Origin of the sequence: Archangium violaceum (genome assembly GCF_016887565.1) — a bacterium.
Lineage (GTDB): Bacteria > Myxococcota > Myxococcia > Myxococcales > Myxococcaceae > Archangium > Archangium violaceum_B.
In genome coordinates this window covers 4,657,884-4,675,639 of the sequence record NZ_CP069396.1, presented here as the reverse complement: position 1 = coordinate 4,675,639, position 17,756 = coordinate 4,657,884, and the positions used below count along the sequence as shown (strand labels likewise).

Here is a 17,756-nt window from a genome sequence, read left to right as displayed (position 1 = left end):
CCCCATGACGAACACCAGGGACCCCAAGGACCTGGCGCGGCGCCGCGCCAATCTCTCTCCCGAGAAACAAGAACTCCTCGCCCGCCGCCTGAGGGGCGAGGCCGGGACCGCCAGGCCAGGCATCCGGCGCCGCGAGGACACGGGGCGGGCCCCCCTCTCCTTCTCCCAGGAGCGGATGTGGTTCCTGGATCAGTTGGATCCAGGCAACCCCGCCTTCAACGAGAACGTGCTGCTGCGGCTGCGCGGCACCCTGGATGTCGAGGCCCTGGAGCGAAGCCTCGAGGAGCTCGTGCGCCGTCATGAGATCCTCCGGACGAGCTTCGTCCTGGTGGATGAGCGGCCCGTGCAGCGCATCCCCATGCTCGCCCAGCTGACGCTCGAGCGCGTGCGGCTGGCCGAGGTGCCCGAGGACCAGCGCGAGGCCGAGGTCGCCCGCCTGGCGCAGGAGGAGGCACGCAAGCCCTTCGACCTGACGCAGCCCGTGCTGCTGCGCGCCACCCTCATCGAGGTGCGCCAGGACTCGCACGTGCTGCTGCTGACCAACCACCACATCGTCTCGGACGGCTGGTCCCGGACGGTGCTGGTCAAGGAGCTGGTGGCGCTCTACGGGGCGTACGCCCGCGGGCAGGAGCCGGACCTGCCCGAGCTGCCCATCCAGTACGGCGACTACGCGGCGTGGCAGCGGGAGTGGCTCCAGGGCGAGGTGCTCGCCCAGCAGCTCTCCTACTGGAAGCAGAAGCTCGCCGCGCCACGCGCCACGCTGCAGCTGCCCACGTCCCGCCCGCGTCCTCCCTCGGAGACGTACCGCGGCGCCGTCCATCACTTCGAGCTCCCACCCGAGCTCGCCCGCCAGGTGGCGGAGCTGGCCCGCGCCGAGGGCGCCACCCTCTACATGGTGCTGCTGGCCGCGTTCGATGTGCTTCTGCACCGGCTCTCCGGCCAGACGGACATCATCGTCGGCTCGCCCACCGCCAACCGCGGCCGCGTGGAGACGGAGGGGCTGATCGGCTTCTTCGTCAACAGCCTCGTGCTGCGCACGGACCTCTCCGGCAACCCCACCTTCCGCGAGCTGCTCGGGCGCGTGCGGCAGGGCACGCTCGAGGCGTTCTCCCATGCCGAGCTGCCCTTCGAGAAGCTGGTGGAGGAGCTGCGGCCCGAGCGGGATCCGAGCCGGGCCCCGCTCTTCCAGGTGATGTTCACCCTCCAGAACGTGCCCCCGGTCGAGCTGAAGCTGCCCGGCCTCACCGTGGAGCCGGACCGGGTGGACGCCGGGACGGCGCGCCTGGACCTCACGCTCGAGGTCATCCCCACGGCCGAGGACGGCCTGCGCGCGGAGCTCGAGTACAACACGGACCTCTTCGACGCCACGACGGCGGCGCTGTTCGCCGAGCGCTACCTGGTGCTGCTGGAGGGCGCGGTGAGCGAGCCCGGCCAGCAGGTGTCGCGGCTGCCGATCCTCTCGCGCCAGGAGAGGACGCTCCTGCTGGACTCCTGGAACGACACCCGCACGCTACCGGTGCCGGAGACCACCCTCGTCGAGCAGTTCGAGGAGCAGGTGCGCCGCACCCCGGACGAGCTCGCCCTGCTCGGAGGCCAGCAGCGGATCACCTACCGCGAGGCGAATGAGCGGGCGAACCGCCTGGCCCGCCTGCTCGAGCGGCGCGGGGTGGGCCCGGAGAGCCGGGTGGGCCTGTGCATGTCGCACGGGCCGGATCTGGTCGTGGCCATGTTGGCCATCCTCAAGTCGGGCGGTGCCTACGTGCCGCTCGATCCGGAGTACCCGCACGAGCGCCTGACCTTCGTGCTGGAAGATGCGCGCGTCACCCTCCTCGTCACCGAGGAGCGGCTGCGCAACTTCCTCTCCGCGCCGGGGCTCGAGGTGCTCTGCCCCGAGTCCGAGTCGGCCGCGCTCGCCGAGGCGAGCCCGCTCGACGTGCCCGCCCGCGCCCGCGCGGGCAACACCGCGTACGTCCTCTATACCTCCGGCTCCACGGGCCGGCCCAAGGGCGTGCTGGTGGAGCACGGCAACGTGGCCAACTTCTTCCTGGCCATGGACTCGCGCGTGGGAGCCACCGGCGGCACCTGGCTGGCACTCACCAGCTTCGCCTTCGACATCTCCGTGCTGGAGCTGCTCTGGACGCTCACGCGCGGCTTCCGCGTGGTGGTGCCCCGCGAGGAGGACGAGGCGGCCGCCGAGTCCACCGAGCAGGCGCCGCGCCAGCGCGAGATGCAGGTGAGCCTGTTCTTCTTCGCCAGCGCCGAGGACCAACAGTCCGAGGACAAGTACCGCCTGCTGCTGGAGGCGGCCCGCTTCGCGGACCAGAACCACTTCGCCGCGGTGTGGACGCCCGAGCGCCACTTCCACTCCTTCGGTGGGCTCTACCCCAATCCCGCCGTCACCAGCGCGGCCCTGGCCGTCGCCACCCAGCGCATCCAGATCCGCGCCGGCAGCGTGGTGCTCCCCCTGCACAACCCCATCCGCGTGGTGGAGGAGTGGTCCGTCGTGGACAACCTCTCCCGCGGCCGGGTGGGCATCTCCTTCGCCGCCGGCTGGCACGCCGACGACTTCGTCTTCCAGAAGGACAACTACGCCGATCGCCGCGCCATCATGCTGCGGGAGATCGACACCGTCCGGCGGCTGTGGCGCGGGGAGAGCCGGCCCTTCCTCAACGGCGCCGGCAACGAGATCCAGGTCAGCCCCCTTCCGCGCCCGGTGCGCAAGGAGCTGCCCTTCTGGCTCACCGCCTCGGGCGATCCCAAGACCTTCGAGGCCGCGGGCGAGGCCGGCGCGGGCATCCTCACCCACCTGCTCGGCCAGAGCGTGGAGGAGCTGGCGGGCAAGGTCGCCCGCTACCGTGAGGCGTGGCGCAAGGCCGGCCACCCTGGCGAGGGCCACGTCACCCTCATGCTCCACACCTTCGTGGGTGAGGATCTCGAGGCGGTGAAGAAGCTCGTCCGCCGCCCCTTCTGCAACTACCTGAAGACGTCGCTGGATCTCATCCAGAACCTGGCGCGCAGCATGGGCGTGGACGTGAAGGCCCAGGGCTTCACCGAGGACGACCTGGAGGCGCTGCTCGGTCACGCCTTCGAGCGCTACTTCGGCACCAGCAGCCTCATGGGCACGGTGGAGAGCTGCGCGCAGATGGTGGACCGGCTGCGCGCCATCGGCGTGGACGAGCTGGGCTGCCTCATCGACTTCGGAGTGGACGCGGACGAGGTGCTGGCCAGCCTGCCCAGGCTCGACGAGCTGCGCCGGGTGGTGAACGCGCCGCGCTCCGCCCAGAAGGAGCCCTCGCTGCTGTCGAACCTGACGCGCCACGGCGTCACCCACTTCCAGTGCACCCCGTCCCTGGGGCGCCTGCTGCTCCAGGAGCCCGAGGGACTGGGCCGGCTGAGCAAGCTGCTGGTGGGCGGCGAGGCCTTCCCCGTCCCCCTCGCGCGGGAGCTCTCCGCGCGGGTGCCCGAGGTGCTCAACATGTACGGGCCCACCGAGACGACCGTCTGGTCCTCCACCCAGCGCGTGGAGAAGGTGGGCCACTCCGTGCCGATCGGCCGGCCCATCGCCAACACCTCGCTCTACATCCTCGACGAGCGGCTGGACCTGCTCCCCATCGGCGTGGTGGGCGAGCTGTACATCGGGGGCTCGGGCGTCTCCCGCGGCTACCATGAGCGGCCGGACCTCACCGCCTCCCGCTTCGTGCCGGATCCGTTCTCCACCTCGCCGGGCGCGCGCATGTACCGCACCGGCGACCTGGCCCGCTGGCTGCCCGATGGCACCGTCGAGTTCCTCGGCCGCAACGACCACCAGGTCAAGCTGCGCGGCTTCCGCATCGAGCTGGGGGAGATCGAAAACGCGCTCGGCGAGCACCCCAGCGTCCGCGAGGCGGTGGTGGTGGTGCGGGGCCCCGCGGACGATCAGCGCCTGGTGGCCTACCTCGTCACCCGCTGGGGTGTGGAGCTGTCCCAGTCCGAGCTGCGCGCCTTCCTCAAGGATCGCCTGCCCGAGTTCATGCTCCCCTCCATCTTCGTGACGCTGGAGTCGTTCCCGCTCACGCCCAATGGGAAGGTGGATCGCAACGCACTGCCCACCCCGCAGCTCGGCCGCCCCACGCTGGAGGGCGAGTACGTCGCGCCGCGCACCGCGCTCGAGCAGCAACTGGCCGAGCTGTGGGCCCAGGCGCTGAGCATCAAGCAGGTCGGCATCCACGACGACTTCTTCGAGCTGGGCGGCCACTCGCTGCTCGCCACCCAGCTCGTGGCGAAGATCCGTTCGGCGCTCCGGATGGAGGTGCCGTTGAGGTACTTCATCGAGGGCCGTACGGTGGCGGCCCTGGCCGAGCGGCTGGAAGCCGCCTCCGGCAACCGCGCCGTGGCCGGGCGTTAGCAGTCTCCTCGCAGCGGTGCATGGAAGCACGGAAAGCGGTGAGCCAATGAGCACGTTGAACCGGGGCCCCGAGGTCTTCGATCACTCCCACCTCGAGGTGTCCCCGGGGGAGAAGGAGCTCATCACGGTGGCGCGGCGCCTGGCCTACGAGAACTTCGGCCCGCGCGCGGAGCGCTACGACGCGGAGAACAGGTTTCCCACCGAGAACTTCGAGGACCTCCAGCGTCACGGGCTGATGGCGCTGCGGGTGCCGAAGCAGTACGGCGGCCAGGGCGCCAGCAGCCTGACGCAGGCCGCCGTCACCCTGGAGGTCGCCAAGGGAGATCCCGCCACCGCGCTGTGCTTCACCATGCACAACACGGCGATGACCTTCATCGACCTGCTGGCCACCCCCGAGCAGAAGGAGCGCTTCTTCGGCAGGGTGGTGCGAGAGGGCGTGAAGTTCAGCGCACTCGGCTCGGAGCCCCAGGCGAGCATCTTCTCCGGCAACCTGCCGAAGACGGTGCTCACCCGGACCCAGGGCGGCTACCTGCTCCGGGGCCGCAAGGCGTACTGCTCCTTCGGGCCCAACGCCGACCTCGCCTTCGTCAACGCGATGCTGGGCGAGGCCCTGGTGGGCGTGGTCGTCCCCCTCACGGCGCCGAGCATCCGCTTCCACTCCGACTGGAACACCCTCGCCATGCGGGGCACCCAGAGCGTCAGCATCGACTTCGAGGACACCTTCATCCCCGAGCAGGACGTCATCACCACCCCGCTCAACCTCCTGCTGGAGCTGGAGTACGGCGTGGGCCTTTGCGCCGCGTACCTGGGCGTGGCCGAGTCCGCGTACCGGTACGCCCGCGAACTCGCCCGCGAGACGATGAAGCGCACGCTGGAGGGTGAGGCGGGCCACGGACACCCGGACGCGGGCCGGCTCTTCAGCACCGTGGGAGAGATGAAGATCTCCCTCGAGCCGGCGTGGCTGATGCTGAAGCGGGCGGCGCTGATGGAGCCCGTCGGCTCCTTCGAGCGGACGTGGGCGCTCGCCGAGGCGAAGTACGTCGTGGGCGAGATGGCCGCGAAAATGGCCCAGCAGTCCATCCGCGTGGCGGGCGCCAAGGCCCTCAGCCGCGCCTTCCCCATCGAGCGCCTCTTCCGGGATGCCCAGGCCGGCCTGGTGATGGCCATCAAGCCAGACCATGCCGCGTACCTGGCGGGCCGCTTCGAGCTGGGCGTGCTGCCCAGCGGCATGACCCTGGCCGCCAACCCCACCGGCTTCGCGCTCTCCCCCGAGGATCTGCCCCAGAGCAAGGTCGACTGAGAGGGCACCGCGCGTGGCCCGCGGTGCCTTCCCGGCACCGCGGGGTTACGAGCGCTGCACCAGCCCCACCTGGGCGAGGATGCCCATCTCGTCCCGATTCACCCACTCCTCGGCGATCTTCCCGTCCACCATGCGGAAGAAGGTCATCGCGGACCACTCCACGGACTGCCCGGCCACGTCCCTGGCGCCGAACGGCGTGGAGATCATCCCGGCGAACACCACCCGGTGCGTCAGGTGCGCGGCCACCGTGTCGCCATCCGCCACCAGCCGGTGCAGCGTGGTGCGCGTCTGCTGGATGGAGTAGCGCGACATCTCCAGGAACATCTGCATCTGCTCGAGACCGCTGATGGGCTCCGGCAGCTCCAGACGGTGGATGACACAGTCGGGGGTGAAGAGCTCTTCCAGGACATTGGCGCGGCCGTCGATCACCTCTTCGAAGTAGCGGCGAACGACGGCCTTGTTGCCTTCGAGTGACATCCAGGATTCCTGACGCATGGTGGGGGACTCAGGCCGCGGGATCGCGGAAGATGGTCCACTTGGCCAGTTTCCACCCATCCGTCCCCTTGCGCCAGTGTCCCTCGCAGGTGGCGGTGTTGCGGACGCGGGGCGCCGGATCGTCCGGGCGCTGCGCGGTGACCATCACCTTGGTGCGGGTCACCGCCGTGGAGCCCGTCACCTCCCGGAACAACACGCCACACTGGTGGTGGCGCAGCAGCACCGGGTTGGGCGTCGCCGACTCCATCGCGATCACCTGCTCGATCTGCTCGCGAGAGTCGAAGCGCAGCGCGGGCTCTTTCTCGCCATGGTTGTAGCACTCCCACACCGCGTCCGGCGTGTAGTGGCTCAGCAGCGCGGAGGGATCCGCGAGCGCGTCCAGGGCGAAGAAGTAGCTGGTCATCACCTCGAGGATGGCGAGTTTGTCTTCAGCAGTGCTCATGGTGTGTGTCTCTCTCTCTCGTTCTTCCAGGCGCGGGGCACCCTACTTCTCGGTCGCCTTCTTCTCGGCGATGAGGCTCTCCACCTTGCGAGCCAGCGTGGCGGGCGTGGGGTGGTCCATGACGGCGCGAATGTTGATCTGGATGTCGAACATGGCGCGCAGGTGGTTGGTGATGGCCACCAGCATCAGCGAGTGGCCTCCGAGCTCCATGAGATCGTCGTCCGCACCGACCTCGCGGATGCCGAGCGCCCGGCCGAACACCTCGGCGATGCGGATCTCCACGTCGCCGCTGGGGGCCACGAAGTCACGCTGGTAGGAGCTGGGACGGGCCTGGAGGGGCGGGCCGGCCAGCGAGGCGCGGGCGGCGGGAGCATCCGCGACGGGCGCGGGCGCGTGACTGGCGGCCTGGACCACGGCGGCGAGCTGCGCGGCGGCCTGCGTCTGGCCCTCGGTGGGCCGCTGGGCATCGGAGAGCGGATTGCCGAGCCGCTGCGCCCCCAGCGCCTTCTCCACCAGCTTGAACTCCTCACCCGGCTCGTACAGCGCGCACCAGGCCTTTTCGAAGGGGTAGTGCGGCAGGCGCACGCGGCGGCGCTTCTCGTTGCCGTAGTACCCGGCCCACTTCACCGACACGCGGTGCGCCCAGAGGTCTCCCAGGCCGCGCAGCAGCACGTCGTAGTCCGAGCCCACCTTCTTCGGGTGCTTGAGCGAGGCCAGTGCCAGCTCCTGCCCACCGCCCTCCACCGGGTTCTCCTGGAGGATCCTGCTCAACGTGTGGCCGGGGCCCACCTCGAGGAAGTTCCGGTATCCGGACTGGCGGAGCGTCTGCAGACCGGCCCAGAAGCGCACCGGCTGGCGCAGGTGCCGGGCCCAGTACTGGGGATCCGTGGCCTGCTCCGGGGTGATCCACGTCCCGGTGACGTTGGAGATGAAGGGCAGCTGCGGGGCACGGAACTTCACGCGGCGGGCGGCGCCCAGGAACTTGTCGGCGGCGCCCTCCAGCATGGCCGAGTGGAACGCGTGCGAGGTGCGCAACCGGAAGGACTCGATCCCCTTGCCCGTCAGCACCTTCTCCAGGGCCTCGATGGCCTCGTGGGGACCGGAGACGACGCACTGGCCGGGGCCGTTCACCGCGGCGACGTCGAGGCCGGGCCCGAGCAGCGGGACCACCTCGGACTCCGGACGGGTGACGGCGATCATCGCGCCCGTCGGGGCCTCCTGGATGCAGCGCCCGCGCGCCGCCAGGAGCGTCAACGCCTCACCGGGGTTGAAGACGCCCGCGAGGCACGCGGCCACGTACTCGCCCACGCTGTGGCCGAGCATCGCCGCGGGCTGGATGCCCCAGCGCATCCACTGCCGCGCCAGCGCGTACTCCACGACGAAGAGGATGGGCTGGGTGAGGTACGTCTGCTGAATCTGCTCCTCGGCCCAGGCGAGCTTGTCCTGCTCGGGGAAGAGCACCTTGCGCACGTCCTGCTTGAGCAGGCCCTGGAGCGCCTCGCAGCAGTCGTCCACGTCGCGGCGGAACTCGGGCTCGCTCGTGTACAGCTCCTGCGCCATCCGCGTGTGCTGCGAGCCCTGGCCGGGGAAGAGGAAGACCACCTTCTGCTGCTCGGCCCTGGGGCGCACCTTCACCGCGGGCGGGGGCGACTCCAGCGCCTGGATGAGCGAGGGCACGTCCTCCACCACGAGGGCGCGGCGCGCGTCGAACTGGCGCCGGCCCAGCGCGCGGGTGAACGCCACGTCCGCCACGTCCAGCTCCGGGTGCTTGCGCAGGTGCGCGGCGAGCTGCGCCGTCATGTTGTCCAGCGCCTTCTCCGTCCGGGCCGACAGGGTGACGAGCTGCCGCGGCCGCGCGCTGCGCACCGGCTGCTCGGGCCTCGGCGCCTCCTCGAGGATGACGTGCGCGTTGGTGCCGCCCACGCCGAAGGAGTTGACGCCCGCGCGCCGGGGCGCGCCGTCCATCCGCGGCCAGGGCCGCAGGGTGGAATTCACGAAGAACGGCCCGGACTCGAAGTCAATGGCCGGGTTGGGCTTCTCGAAGTGCAGGCTGGCTGGGAGCTCCTCGTTCTCCAGCGCGAGCACCGTCTTGGCCACCGAGGCGATGCCCGCCACCGGATCCAGGTGGCCGATGTTCGTCTTCACCGAGCCCAGGGCGACCGTCTTCGGGCCCTTGCCCTTGCCGAACGCCATGTGCAGGCCCTCGAGCTCGAGCGGATCACCCACCACCGTGCCGGTGCCGTGGGCTTCCACGAAGGAGATGCTCTGGGTCGGCACGCCGGACTCGGCGTAGGCCATCTTGATGCAGCGCGTCTGCCCCTCCGCGCTCGGCGAGGCGAAGCTGAGCTTGTTCAGGCGCCCGTCGTTGTTGACCGCCGAGCCGGCGATCACCGCCCGGATGGGATCCCGATCGCGCAGCGCCTGGGCGAGCGGCTTGACGACCAGCGCGCCGACGCCATTGCCCCAGATGGTGCCGCTGGCGCGCGCGTCGAAGGCGCGGCAGTGCCCGTCCTTGGAGAGGATCATCCCCTCCACGTGCTCATAGCCCTCCATCTGGGGGAGCCACAGGGCGGTGCCGCCCGCGAGCGCCACGTCGGCCCGCCCATCGAGCACCGCCCGGCACGCCATGTCGATGGCCACCAGCGTCGTGGAGCAGGCGGTATAGATGTAGAGGGACTCGCCCAGCAGGTTGAACAGGTGCGAGACGCGCATCGCCATCGCGTTGGCGACGCCGGTGGCCACCACCTCGAACATGGTGCCGTAGTCGTGACCGAAGGCATCCAGCGCGTCGAGGATGTGCCGCGAGGGCCCGCCTCCACCATATACGGCGACGCGCTCGCCCAGCGTCTCCGGCTCGTAGCCCGCGTCCTCGATCGCCGTCCACGCGTACTCGATGAAGAGCCGCTGCTGCGGATCCATCACCTTCGCGTCACGCAGCGACAGCCCGAAGAACTGGTGATCGAACCACTCGGTGTCCGCCAGGAACGAGCCCCTCGGGACGAAATTGGGCGGCAGGTTGCCCCGCGGATCCCTCCGGGTGTCGATGATCTTCTCTGGAATCCGCTGGATGGACTCCACCCCATTGCGGAGATTCTCCCAGAACTGCTCCAGGGTGTTCGCCCCGGGGAAACGGCCCGACATTCCGATGATCGCGACTGGCTCGCGAGACGCGCCCATTGACTTCGCCTTCCTTGGTGTTTGGAGGTCCCGGCCTGGCGAGGCCGAGAGAAAGGGCGCGCAGTCTACAGTCTTCGGCCAAACACTCTCATCAAATAAACGCTCCCGACCGCCCGGCCACCTGCCCGGCACTCCAAGAGGCCCGGCGCGCGAATTCTCAATCTCCGAGTGGCAGGAAAAGCGAAATCCGCTCCGCGGCTCCCACATTGCGGCTGCGGTGCCCCTTGCCCGTGGTGTCCTCCATCAGGAGCACGCTGCCGGGCCCCAGCCGCCGGACCTCGCCGTCGCTCACCTCATAGTCGGCCTCGCCCGCCAGCACGACCGACAGTTCCCGCATTCCAGCAGTATGGAAGTCGCTGGCGAAGCCGGGGGGGAAGTGACGGAAGCCGGCGCCCATCACCGGCCACATCTCGGAACAGGCGAGCGCGCCCATCGGCTCGAAGGCGATCTCCGCCTCCTGGAAGTGGCTCTCCCCATCCGGGCCCGTGACGATCTTCAGGATTCTCATGCCCCTCCTCATCAGATGTCCCGCGCTCGGAAGGAGGGCAGGCGTATGCGAAATTATGTCAGGCAAGGCTGCCCCGGAACAGGCGACTAGAGGTATAGATGCGCGCCCTCGCGCTTCCCGCGCCCTCGGAGCCTGGAATCCATGTCCGAAGAAAGCCGCCCGAAGCTCTCCCCGACGAAGCTCGCGCTCCTGCGTGCCATGCAGCGCGGGCAGCTCGTGGACACTCAGGCCGCCACGCCACCGCCGCCTCCCAACGAGCGCCCACGGCTCTCCTTCACCCAGGAGCGGCTGCTCTTCTTCGAGCAGCTCCACCCGGGAACCTCCGTGCAGAACATCTGGAGCTTCTGGCGCCTGACGGGCCCTCTGGATGTGGAGGCGCTGCGGCGCGCGGTGGAGCGGATCGCCCACCAGCATGACGCGCTGCGGATGCGCTTCCCGCTCGAGGACGGCCACCCCACCCTGGTGGTGGACCCGGAGCCCCGGCTCGCGGTGACGGTGGTGGAGTTGGAGGCGTCGCGGCCCGCGCACGAGGAGGTGCTCCGGCTCGCTCGCGAGCACGCGGAGGCTCCCTTCGATCTCGCCCGGGGCCCGCTGACCCGGGTCATCCTGTGGCGGGCCAGCGCCGAGGAGCACTGGCTGCTGCTGGTGGCCCACCACGCCGTGTTCGATGGCTGGTCGCTCGGGCTCTTCCTCCGCGAGCTGGGCGCGCGCTACCGGGAGTGCAGGGGAGGCCAGGCACCGGCCATCGCCTCCGGTCCCGGATACGTTGAGGCCGCCCACCGGCAGCGGAGCGCGCTCACACCCGAGGTGGTGGAGCGGCAGCTCCAGCACTGGCGCAAGCAGCTGGCCGGGGAGCGGTCCGCGTTGGAGCTGCCGGGGCACCGGAGCGCGACGCGGACCTTCGCGGGAGCGGTCCACCGCTTCGAGCTGCCGGCCGCGCTCGCCGCGCGGGTGAAGGCGCTCGGCCGCGCGGAGCAGACCACGGCCTTCGCGGTCCTGCTCACCACGTTCCTGGCGGCGCTGCACCGGTTCAGCGGCCAGACGGATCTGGTGGTCGGCACGCCCGTCTCGGGACGCACGCGCGCCGACCTGGAGCGGGTGCTGGGCCCCTTCATCAACACCCTGGCCCTGCGCGCGGAGCTGTCCGGCAACCCGGTCTTCCGCGAGCTCCTCGGACGGGTGCGCGAGGTGCTCTCCGGGGCCCTGGCGAACCAGGAGGTGCCGTTCGACCGCGTGGTGGAGGAGCTCCAGCGCTCGCGCACCACCGGACGGCAGCCGCCGTTCCAGGCCCTGTTCATCTTCCACAACCTGCCGCCCTCCCCGTTCTCCCTCGAGGGGCTGGAGGTGGGCCGGGTGGAGCTGGACGGAACCACCGCGCAGTTCGACCTGTGCCTGGAGGTGGAGGACTCGCCGGGCGGCATGCGGGCGGCGCTCCAGTACGGCACCGACGTGATGGACGCCGGGCTCGCCGCGCGTCTGGCGGATGGTTTCCAGCGCATGCTCGTGGCGGCGGTGGCCGGGCCCGGGCGCCGGATCCTCGAGCTGCCCCTCCTCCCGGAGGAGGAACGCCAGCGGCAACTCGTCGAGTGGAATGCCACCGCCGCCCCCACCCCCGGCTCCGACGTGGCGCGGCTCCTCGAGGAGCAGGCCCGCGCGACTCCGGACGCGGTGGCCCTGCGCTTCGCGGGCGAGGCGCTGACGTACCGGGAGTTGGACGCGCGCGCGAGCGCTCTCGCGGCCCGTCTCGCCGGGCTCGGCGCCGGGCCGGAGCGGATCATCGCCCTGTGCCTGCACCGCTCGGTGGAGATGGTGGTGGGGATGCTCGCCGTGCTCAAGACGGGCGCCGCCTACCTCCCGTTGGATCCGACCTACCCGCGCGCGCGGCTCTCCTTCATGCTCGAGGACAGCCGCGCGGCCGTGCTCCTCACGGAACGGGCGCTGGAGAACCTGTTCCCCCAGGCCCCCCTGCCCGTGCTGCTGCTCGATGAGCCCGCGAGCCAGTCCGGTGGTGCGTCCGTCCCTCCGTTCGCCACGGCACCGGCCGACGGCCTCGCCTACCTCATCTATACCTCCGGCTCCACCGGCACCCCCAAGGCGGTGATGGTGACGCGGCGCAACCTCGCCGCCTTCCTGTCGGCCATGGACGTCCCCCTCCGGAGGGAGGGCCCCGGGGTGTGGCTGGCCGTCACCACCATCGCGTTCGACATCTCCGGCCTGGAGCTGATCTGGAGCCTCACCCGCGGCTTCACCGTGGTGCTGGCCCCCGAGCAGAATGGCCGCGCCCGCCGCCCCGGCATCCCACACGCGGAGCTGCCGGAGCTGCTCGAGCGGCACGGCGTCACCCACTTCCAGTGCACCCCCTCGCTCGCGCGCATCCTCCTGGAGGACGCCGGGACGGCACACGCGCTCGGTGGGTTGGGCACGCTCGTGCTGGGAGGCGAGGCCCTCCCGCCCGCGCTGGTGACGGATCTCCGCCGCTGGACGCGCGCCCGGATCGTCAACGCGTACGGTCCCACCGAGACGACCATCTGGTCCTCCACCCACGAGGTGGAGCGCGCCGAGGAGCCGATGCCCATCGGCCGGCCCATCGCGAACACCGAGCTGTACATCCTGGATCCGGCGCTCAACCCGGTGCCCATCGGCGTGGTGGGCGAGCTGTACATCGGTGGCGCGGGCGTGGCGCGAGGATACGCCGCGCGTCCGGAGCTGACCGCGGAGCGCTTCGTCGCGGATCCCTTCTCGGGCCGGGAAGGAGCCCGGATGTACCGGACGGGAGATCGCGCGCGCTACCGGCAGGACGGCCGGGTGGAGTTCCTCGGCCGGGTGGATCATCAGGCCAAGCTGCGCGGCTTCCGGATCGAGCTGGGCGAGGTGGAGTCCGTGGTGGGCCAGCACCCCGGGGTGCGGCAGGCGGTGGCGATGGTGCGCGAGGACACCCGGGGCGATCAGCGGCTGGTGGCCTACTACGCGCCCCGTGGCGAGCCCCCCGCGCTCGAGGAGCTGCGCGCCTTCGCGCGAGAGCGGCTGCCCGAGTACATGGTGCCCGGCGTATGGGTGTGCCTGGAGGATCTGCCGCTCACGGACAACGGGAAGGTGAACCGGCGCGCGCTGCCCGCTCCCGAGGTCGACGACGCGGCCCACCACGAGCCCCCGGCGACCCCCACCGAGGAAGCGGTGGCGCGCATCTGGGCGGAGGTGCTGAACCTCACGCGCGTGGGCCGGACGGACTCCTTCTTCGAGCTGGGCGGGCACTCGCTGCTCGCCTCGCGCACCATGGCCCGCTTGCGCGAGTCGCTCGCGGTGGACGTGCCACTGTCGCTGCTCTTCGAGAAGCCCGGCCTGTCGGAGCTGGCCACGGCCCTGGAGGCGGCCACGGGAAGCTCCCGCCTCCCTCCGCTCGGGCGTCAGCCGCCGGGCGCCGCCCCGGTGCCCTCGGTGGGACAGGAGCAGCTCTGGTTCCTGGATCAGCTCGAGCCCAACAGCCCGCTCTACAACCACGAGGTGATGCTCCGCCTGGAGGGGCCGCTCGACGAAGGGGCGCTCCAGCGCACCATCGCGGAGGTGGTCCATCGCCACGAGGTGCTCCGCACCACCTTCACCCGTGACGGAGACCGGGTGCGGCCCGTGCTCCAGGCGGGCGCGGACGTCCAGCTCGCCCGGGAGGAGCTCTCCGGCGTGCCCGGGGACGAGCGCCGCGACGCGCTCGAGCGGGCCGCGGTGCGCGAGGCCCGCCGGCCGTTCGATCTCGCCCGAGGCCCGCTGCTGCGCTTCACCCTCTTCCGGCTGGCTCCGAACGAGCACGCGCTGCTGCTGGTCATCCATCACATCGTCTGGGATGGCTGGTCCGCTGGCGTGCTGGCGCACGAGCTGGGGGCGCTGTACGCGTCCTTCACGGCGGGCCGTCCCTCGCCGCTGTCCGCCCTTCCCCTCCAATTCACCGACTACGCGGCATGGCACCGCCAGGCGTTCTCGGGCGAGAAGCTGGAGGCGGAGCTGGCCTTCTGGCGCCAGGAGCTGCCGGAGGCACCGCGGCTGGAGCTGCCCACCGACTACCGCCGGCCACCGAAGCAGAGCGCCGAGGGCGCCATCGAGCGGGTGCGGCTGCCACGGCCGCTGGTGGAGGCCCTGGAGGCCCTGAGCCAGCGCGAGGGCGCCACGCTCTTCATGACCCTGCTGGCGGCGTTCCAGACGCTGCTCCACCGCTACACGGGCCAGGAGGACATCCGGGTCGGCGCGCCCGTGGCCAATCGGGAACGCCCCGAGCTGGCCGAGCTGATCGGCTACTTCGTCAACACGCTCGTCTTCCGGGGTGAGCTCGGGGGAGATCCCACCTTCCTCGAGCTGCTCGGGCGCGTGCGGCGGACGGCGCTGCGCGTCTACGCGCACCAGGAGACGCCGTTTCCCAAGGTGGTGGAGGCCCTCCGGCCCGAGCGGGATCCGGGCTACTCGCCCCTCTTCCAGGTGATGCTCATCCTGCAGAACGCCCCCGTGGGCGAGCTGCGCATGGGAGACCTGCGGGTGGAGCGGTTGGAGGTGCCGGTCACCACCGCCCGGTTCGATCTGACGCTCATGCTGGAGCCCACGCCCGAGGGGCTGAGCGGCTGGCTCAACTACGACACGGCCCTCTTCGATGCCCGCACCATCTCCCGCTGGGTGGGCCAGCTCCGGGTCCTGCTCGAGGCGGTGGTGGCACGGCCGGAGGCGCGGCTCTCGGAGCTGCCCCTGCTCTCCGCCCAGGAGCTGGAGGCATTGCTCGCGCCCGTTCCCGAGCCAGTGAGCGCCGCGGGCGATCGGTGCCTGCACGAGCTCTTCGAGGACCACGCCCGCCGGGCGCCGGACGCCATCGCGGTCTCCCTCGAGGGCCGGGAGTGGACGTACGCGCAGCTCGACGCACGCGCCAACCAGCTGGCACACGCCCTCGTCGAGCGCGGCGTGGCTCCGGGCTCGCCCGTGGCCCTGCTGTTCGACGCCGGCCTGGATCAGATCGCCGCCGGTCTGGCGGTGCTCAAGGCGGGCGGCGCCATGGTCTACCTGGATGTCCTCCACCCCGATGGCCGCCTGAGGCAGATCCTCGAGGACGTGGGCCCCGCGTGTCTCGTCACCGAGCCCCCGGCGCTCGCGGCCCACCCGGAGCTGGCGGCCCAGGTGCCCTGGGTGCTGGACGCGACGACGGTGGCGGGCCCGGGAGATGGCGAGGGGTTGCGCGGGCGCGCACGGCCGGAGGACGCGGCCTACATCGTCTACACCTCCGGCTCCACCGGCCGTCCCAAGGGGATCGAGCAGTCCCACCGGAGCTTCCGGCAGTTCCTGGAGTGGCAGTCCGCCGAGTTCGGGATGGTGGCCCCGAAGCGGATCGCCATCTGGTCCCCCATCACCTACGACGCCTGCTACTGCGAGCTGCTGGGCGCGCTGTGCTTCGGCGCGACGGCGAGCCTGGCCCCCGTGGCGATCCGCGTCAGTCCGACCGCCATGGCGGACTGGCTGCGCCGCGAGCGCATCCACCTCTTCCAGACGGTGCCGAGCTTCGCCGCCCGCTTCCTGGAGAGCCTCGGGCCCTCCGCGGGAGGCGCGGCCTTCCCGGAGCTGGAGTACGTGCTGTTGTCGGGTGAGCCCCTGCCGATCCCCTTCGCCCGGGCGTGGCTGGAGCGCTTCGGCCCGCGCCCGAAGCTCATCAACCTCTACGGCCCCACCGAAACGGTGCTCGCCACGCACCACGCCGTGCGCGAGGTTCCGGCCTGGGCGAGATCCATCCCGGTGGGCCGGCCCATCGACGGCAGACAACTGCTGCTGCTCGACGCGCGCCAGCGCCCCACCCCGCCCGGAGCCAAGGGTGAGGTCTACATCCGCAGCCGCTACCTCACGCGCGGCTACTACCGGCGTCCGGAGGAGACGCGGAAGGCCTTCCTGGCCAACCCGCTCACCGGGCGCGAGGACGACCGCGTCTACCGCACCGGCGACTTCGCGCGGCTGAGCCCGGATGGAACGCTGGAGTTCTTCGGACGCGCGGACCATCTGGTGAAGATCCGCGGCAACCGGGTGGAGCTGGGCGAGGTGGAGACGGTGCTCGGGCGCCACGAGTCGGTGGTGGAGTGCGCCGTGGTGGTGCGCCCGGCGGAGAAGACGGAGGAGCCGCGCCTCGTCGCGTACGTGGTGGCCTCGCGGACGCTGCCCTCGTCCGAGCTGCGGGAACACCTCTCCCGGCAGCTGCCCGCCTTCATGGTGCCCTCCTTCTTCGTCTTCCTGGACAAGCTGCCGCGCACGAGCACGAACAAGATCGATCGCCCCGCCCTGCCCGCCCCTCCCCCGCCCCGCCCCGAGCTGGAGGCGGGCTGGGTGGGCCCCTCGGCCGGGCGCGAGCGGACGATCGCGGAGATCTGGCAGCAGGTGCTCGGGCTGGAGAAGGTGGGCGCGCACGACAACTTCTTCGACCTGGGTGGCCACTCACTGCTCCTCGTCCAGGTGCAGAACCGGCTGGAGCAGGCCCTGGGACAGCCGGTGCCGCTCGTCAACCTGCTGCAGTACCCCACGGTGAGCGCGCTGGCCCGTTGGCTCACCCAGGCGCCGCCGCCCCCACCGTCGACGGAGCAGCACCAGACGCAAGCCGAAAACCGCCGCGCCGCCATGCGGAAACTGATGGAGCGGCGCGCACAACCCCCCCGGACGGGCAAGCCCGGGAACGAGAACGATGGACACTAAGAACATCCTCGATGAGCTGACGCGCCGCTTCTCCAGCCAGGGGCTGGAGCGGGTGGAGGAGTGCCTGCGGTACATGAGTGGCGAGAAGACCCCGGTCTATCCCCACCCGCAGCAGGAGCCCACGCGCCTGTACTTCCCCGGGCTGAGCGCCAAGGGGTGGCACGACACCGCGGACTTCCCCTGGGTCGCGGATATCGAGCGCTCGTGGGAGACCGTCCTCGGCGAGCTGAAGGGCCTGCAGGAGACCAAGGCGGGCTTCTTCCCGTACGAGGATCCCTACACCCTGGAGCTCGGCTGGAAGGGCTGGGACACCTATACGCTCTACCGCAAGGGCAAGCGGCACGAGAAGAACGCCGCCCGCTGCCCGCAGACGATCCAGCTGCTGGAGAAGTCCCCGCGCGGCGTGCGCCAGGGCATGTTCACGCGGCTCAACCCCGGCGCGCACCTGACGCCCCACACCGGCGGCGTGAACGTGGTGCTCACCTGCCACCTGGGGCTGATCATCCCCGAGGGCTGCTCCATCCGCGTGGGTGACGAGGTCCGCGGCTGGACGCCAGGCAAGTGCCTCATCTTCGACGACAGCTTCATCCACGAGGTGTGGCACAAGGGCACCGAGGTGCGGACGATCCTCCTGTGGGACATCTGGCACCCGGATCTCACCGAGGTGGAGATCCAGGCGCTCAACTACCTGTTCCCCATCTTCGACAAGGCCCTGCGCGGCGGCGATCGCGCGGCGGCGGGGGCCTAGCACGAC

8 protein-coding genes are annotated in these 17,756 nt (G+C 71.0%); 4 read left to right on the top strand and 4 right to left on the bottom strand.

Annotated elements, in window-relative coordinates; translation table 11 throughout:
- The first annotated feature begins 4 nt into the window (after positions 1–4).
- The gene (locus JRI60_RS19220) at positions 5–4,384 is read left to right on the top strand and encodes a MupA/Atu3671 family FMN-dependent luciferase-like monooxygenase (RefSeq protein ID WP_204227315.1); all 4,380 of its coding nucleotides are present in this window, start codon (positions 5–7) and stop codon (positions 4,382–4,384) included.
- A 46-nt stretch (positions 4,385–4,430) separates the two neighbouring features.
- On the top strand, positions 4,431–5,684 hold the full coding sequence (locus tag JRI60_RS19215) for an acyl-CoA dehydrogenase family protein (protein WP_204227314.1): 1,254 nt from the start codon (positions 4,431–4,433) through the stop codon (positions 5,682–5,684).
- 45 nt (positions 5,685–5,729) lie between these two features.
- Here JRI60_RS19215 and JRI60_RS19210 read toward each other — a convergent pair whose 3' ends face one another.
- From JRI60_RS19210 to JRI60_RS19195, 4 genes are all read right to left on the bottom strand, one after another.
- The gene (locus JRI60_RS19210) at positions 5,730–6,161 is read right to left on the bottom strand and encodes an ester cyclase (RefSeq protein WP_204227313.1); all 432 of its coding nucleotides are present in this window, start codon (positions 6,159–6,161) and stop codon (positions 5,730–5,732) included.
- Between the two features lie 28 nt (positions 6,162–6,189).
- Positions 6,190–6,621 (bottom strand): nuclear transport factor 2 family protein, encoded by a 432-nt coding sequence (locus JRI60_RS19205; protein WP_204227312.1) that lies wholly within the window; start codon positions 6,619–6,621, stop codon positions 6,190–6,192.
- Between the two features lie 42 nt (positions 6,622–6,663).
- Positions 6,664–9,798 carry a type I polyketide synthase gene (locus JRI60_RS19200; RefSeq protein WP_204227311.1) on the bottom strand — a complete coding sequence of 1,045 codons (3,135 nt, stop codon included), beginning with the start codon at positions 9,796–9,798 and terminating at the stop codon, positions 6,664–6,666.
- Positions 9,799–9,955: 157 nt separating this feature from the next.
- The gene (locus JRI60_RS19195) at positions 9,956–10,306 is read right to left on the bottom strand and encodes a hypothetical protein (protein ID WP_204227310.1); all 351 of its coding nucleotides are present in this window, start codon (positions 10,304–10,306) and stop codon (positions 9,956–9,958) included.
- 141 nt (positions 10,307–10,447) lie between these two features.
- On the opposite strand from JRI60_RS19195, the gene JRI60_RS19190 reads away from it, so the two are divergent.
- Positions 10,448–17,002, top strand: coding sequence for a non-ribosomal peptide synthetase (locus JRI60_RS19190; RefSeq protein WP_204227309.1), 6,555 nt, complete (start codon positions 10,448–10,450; stop codon positions 17,000–17,002).
- Positions 16,992–17,750, top strand: coding sequence for an aspartyl/asparaginyl beta-hydroxylase domain-containing protein (locus tag JRI60_RS19185; protein ID WP_204227308.1), 759 nt, complete (start codon positions 16,992–16,994; stop codon positions 17,748–17,750). The genes JRI60_RS19190 and JRI60_RS19185 overlap by 11 nt, the downstream gene beginning before the upstream one ends.
- The last annotated feature ends 6 nt before the right edge of the window (positions 17,751–17,756 follow it).

Coding starts and splice junctions, on each gene's coding strand:
- JRI60_RS19190 (WP_204227309.1), top strand. CDS start 10,448: ATGTCCGAAGAAAGCCGCCCGAAGCTCTCCCCGACGAAGCTCGCGCTC.
- JRI60_RS19200 (WP_204227311.1), bottom strand. CDS start 9,798: ATGGGCGCGTCTCGCGAGCCAGTCGCGATCATCGGAATGTCGGGCCGT.
- JRI60_RS19205 (WP_204227312.1), bottom strand. CDS start 6,621: ATGAGCACTGCTGAAGACAAACTCGCCATCCTCGAGGTGATGACCAGC.
- JRI60_RS19195 (WP_204227310.1), bottom strand. CDS start 10,306: ATGAGAATCCTGAAGATCGTCACGGGCCCGGATGGGGAGAGCCACTTC.
- JRI60_RS19215 (WP_204227314.1), top strand. CDS start 4,431: ATGAGCACGTTGAACCGGGGCCCCGAGGTCTTCGATCACTCCCACCTC.
- JRI60_RS19185 (WP_204227308.1), top strand. CDS start 16,992: ATGGACACTAAGAACATCCTCGATGAGCTGACGCGCCGCTTCTCCAGC.
- JRI60_RS19220 (WP_204227315.1), top strand. CDS start 5: ATGACGAACACCAGGGACCCCAAGGACCTGGCGCGGCGCCGCGCCAAT.
- JRI60_RS19210 (WP_204227313.1), bottom strand. CDS start 6,161: ATGTCACTCGAAGGCAACAAGGCCGTCGTTCGCCGCTACTTCGAAGAG.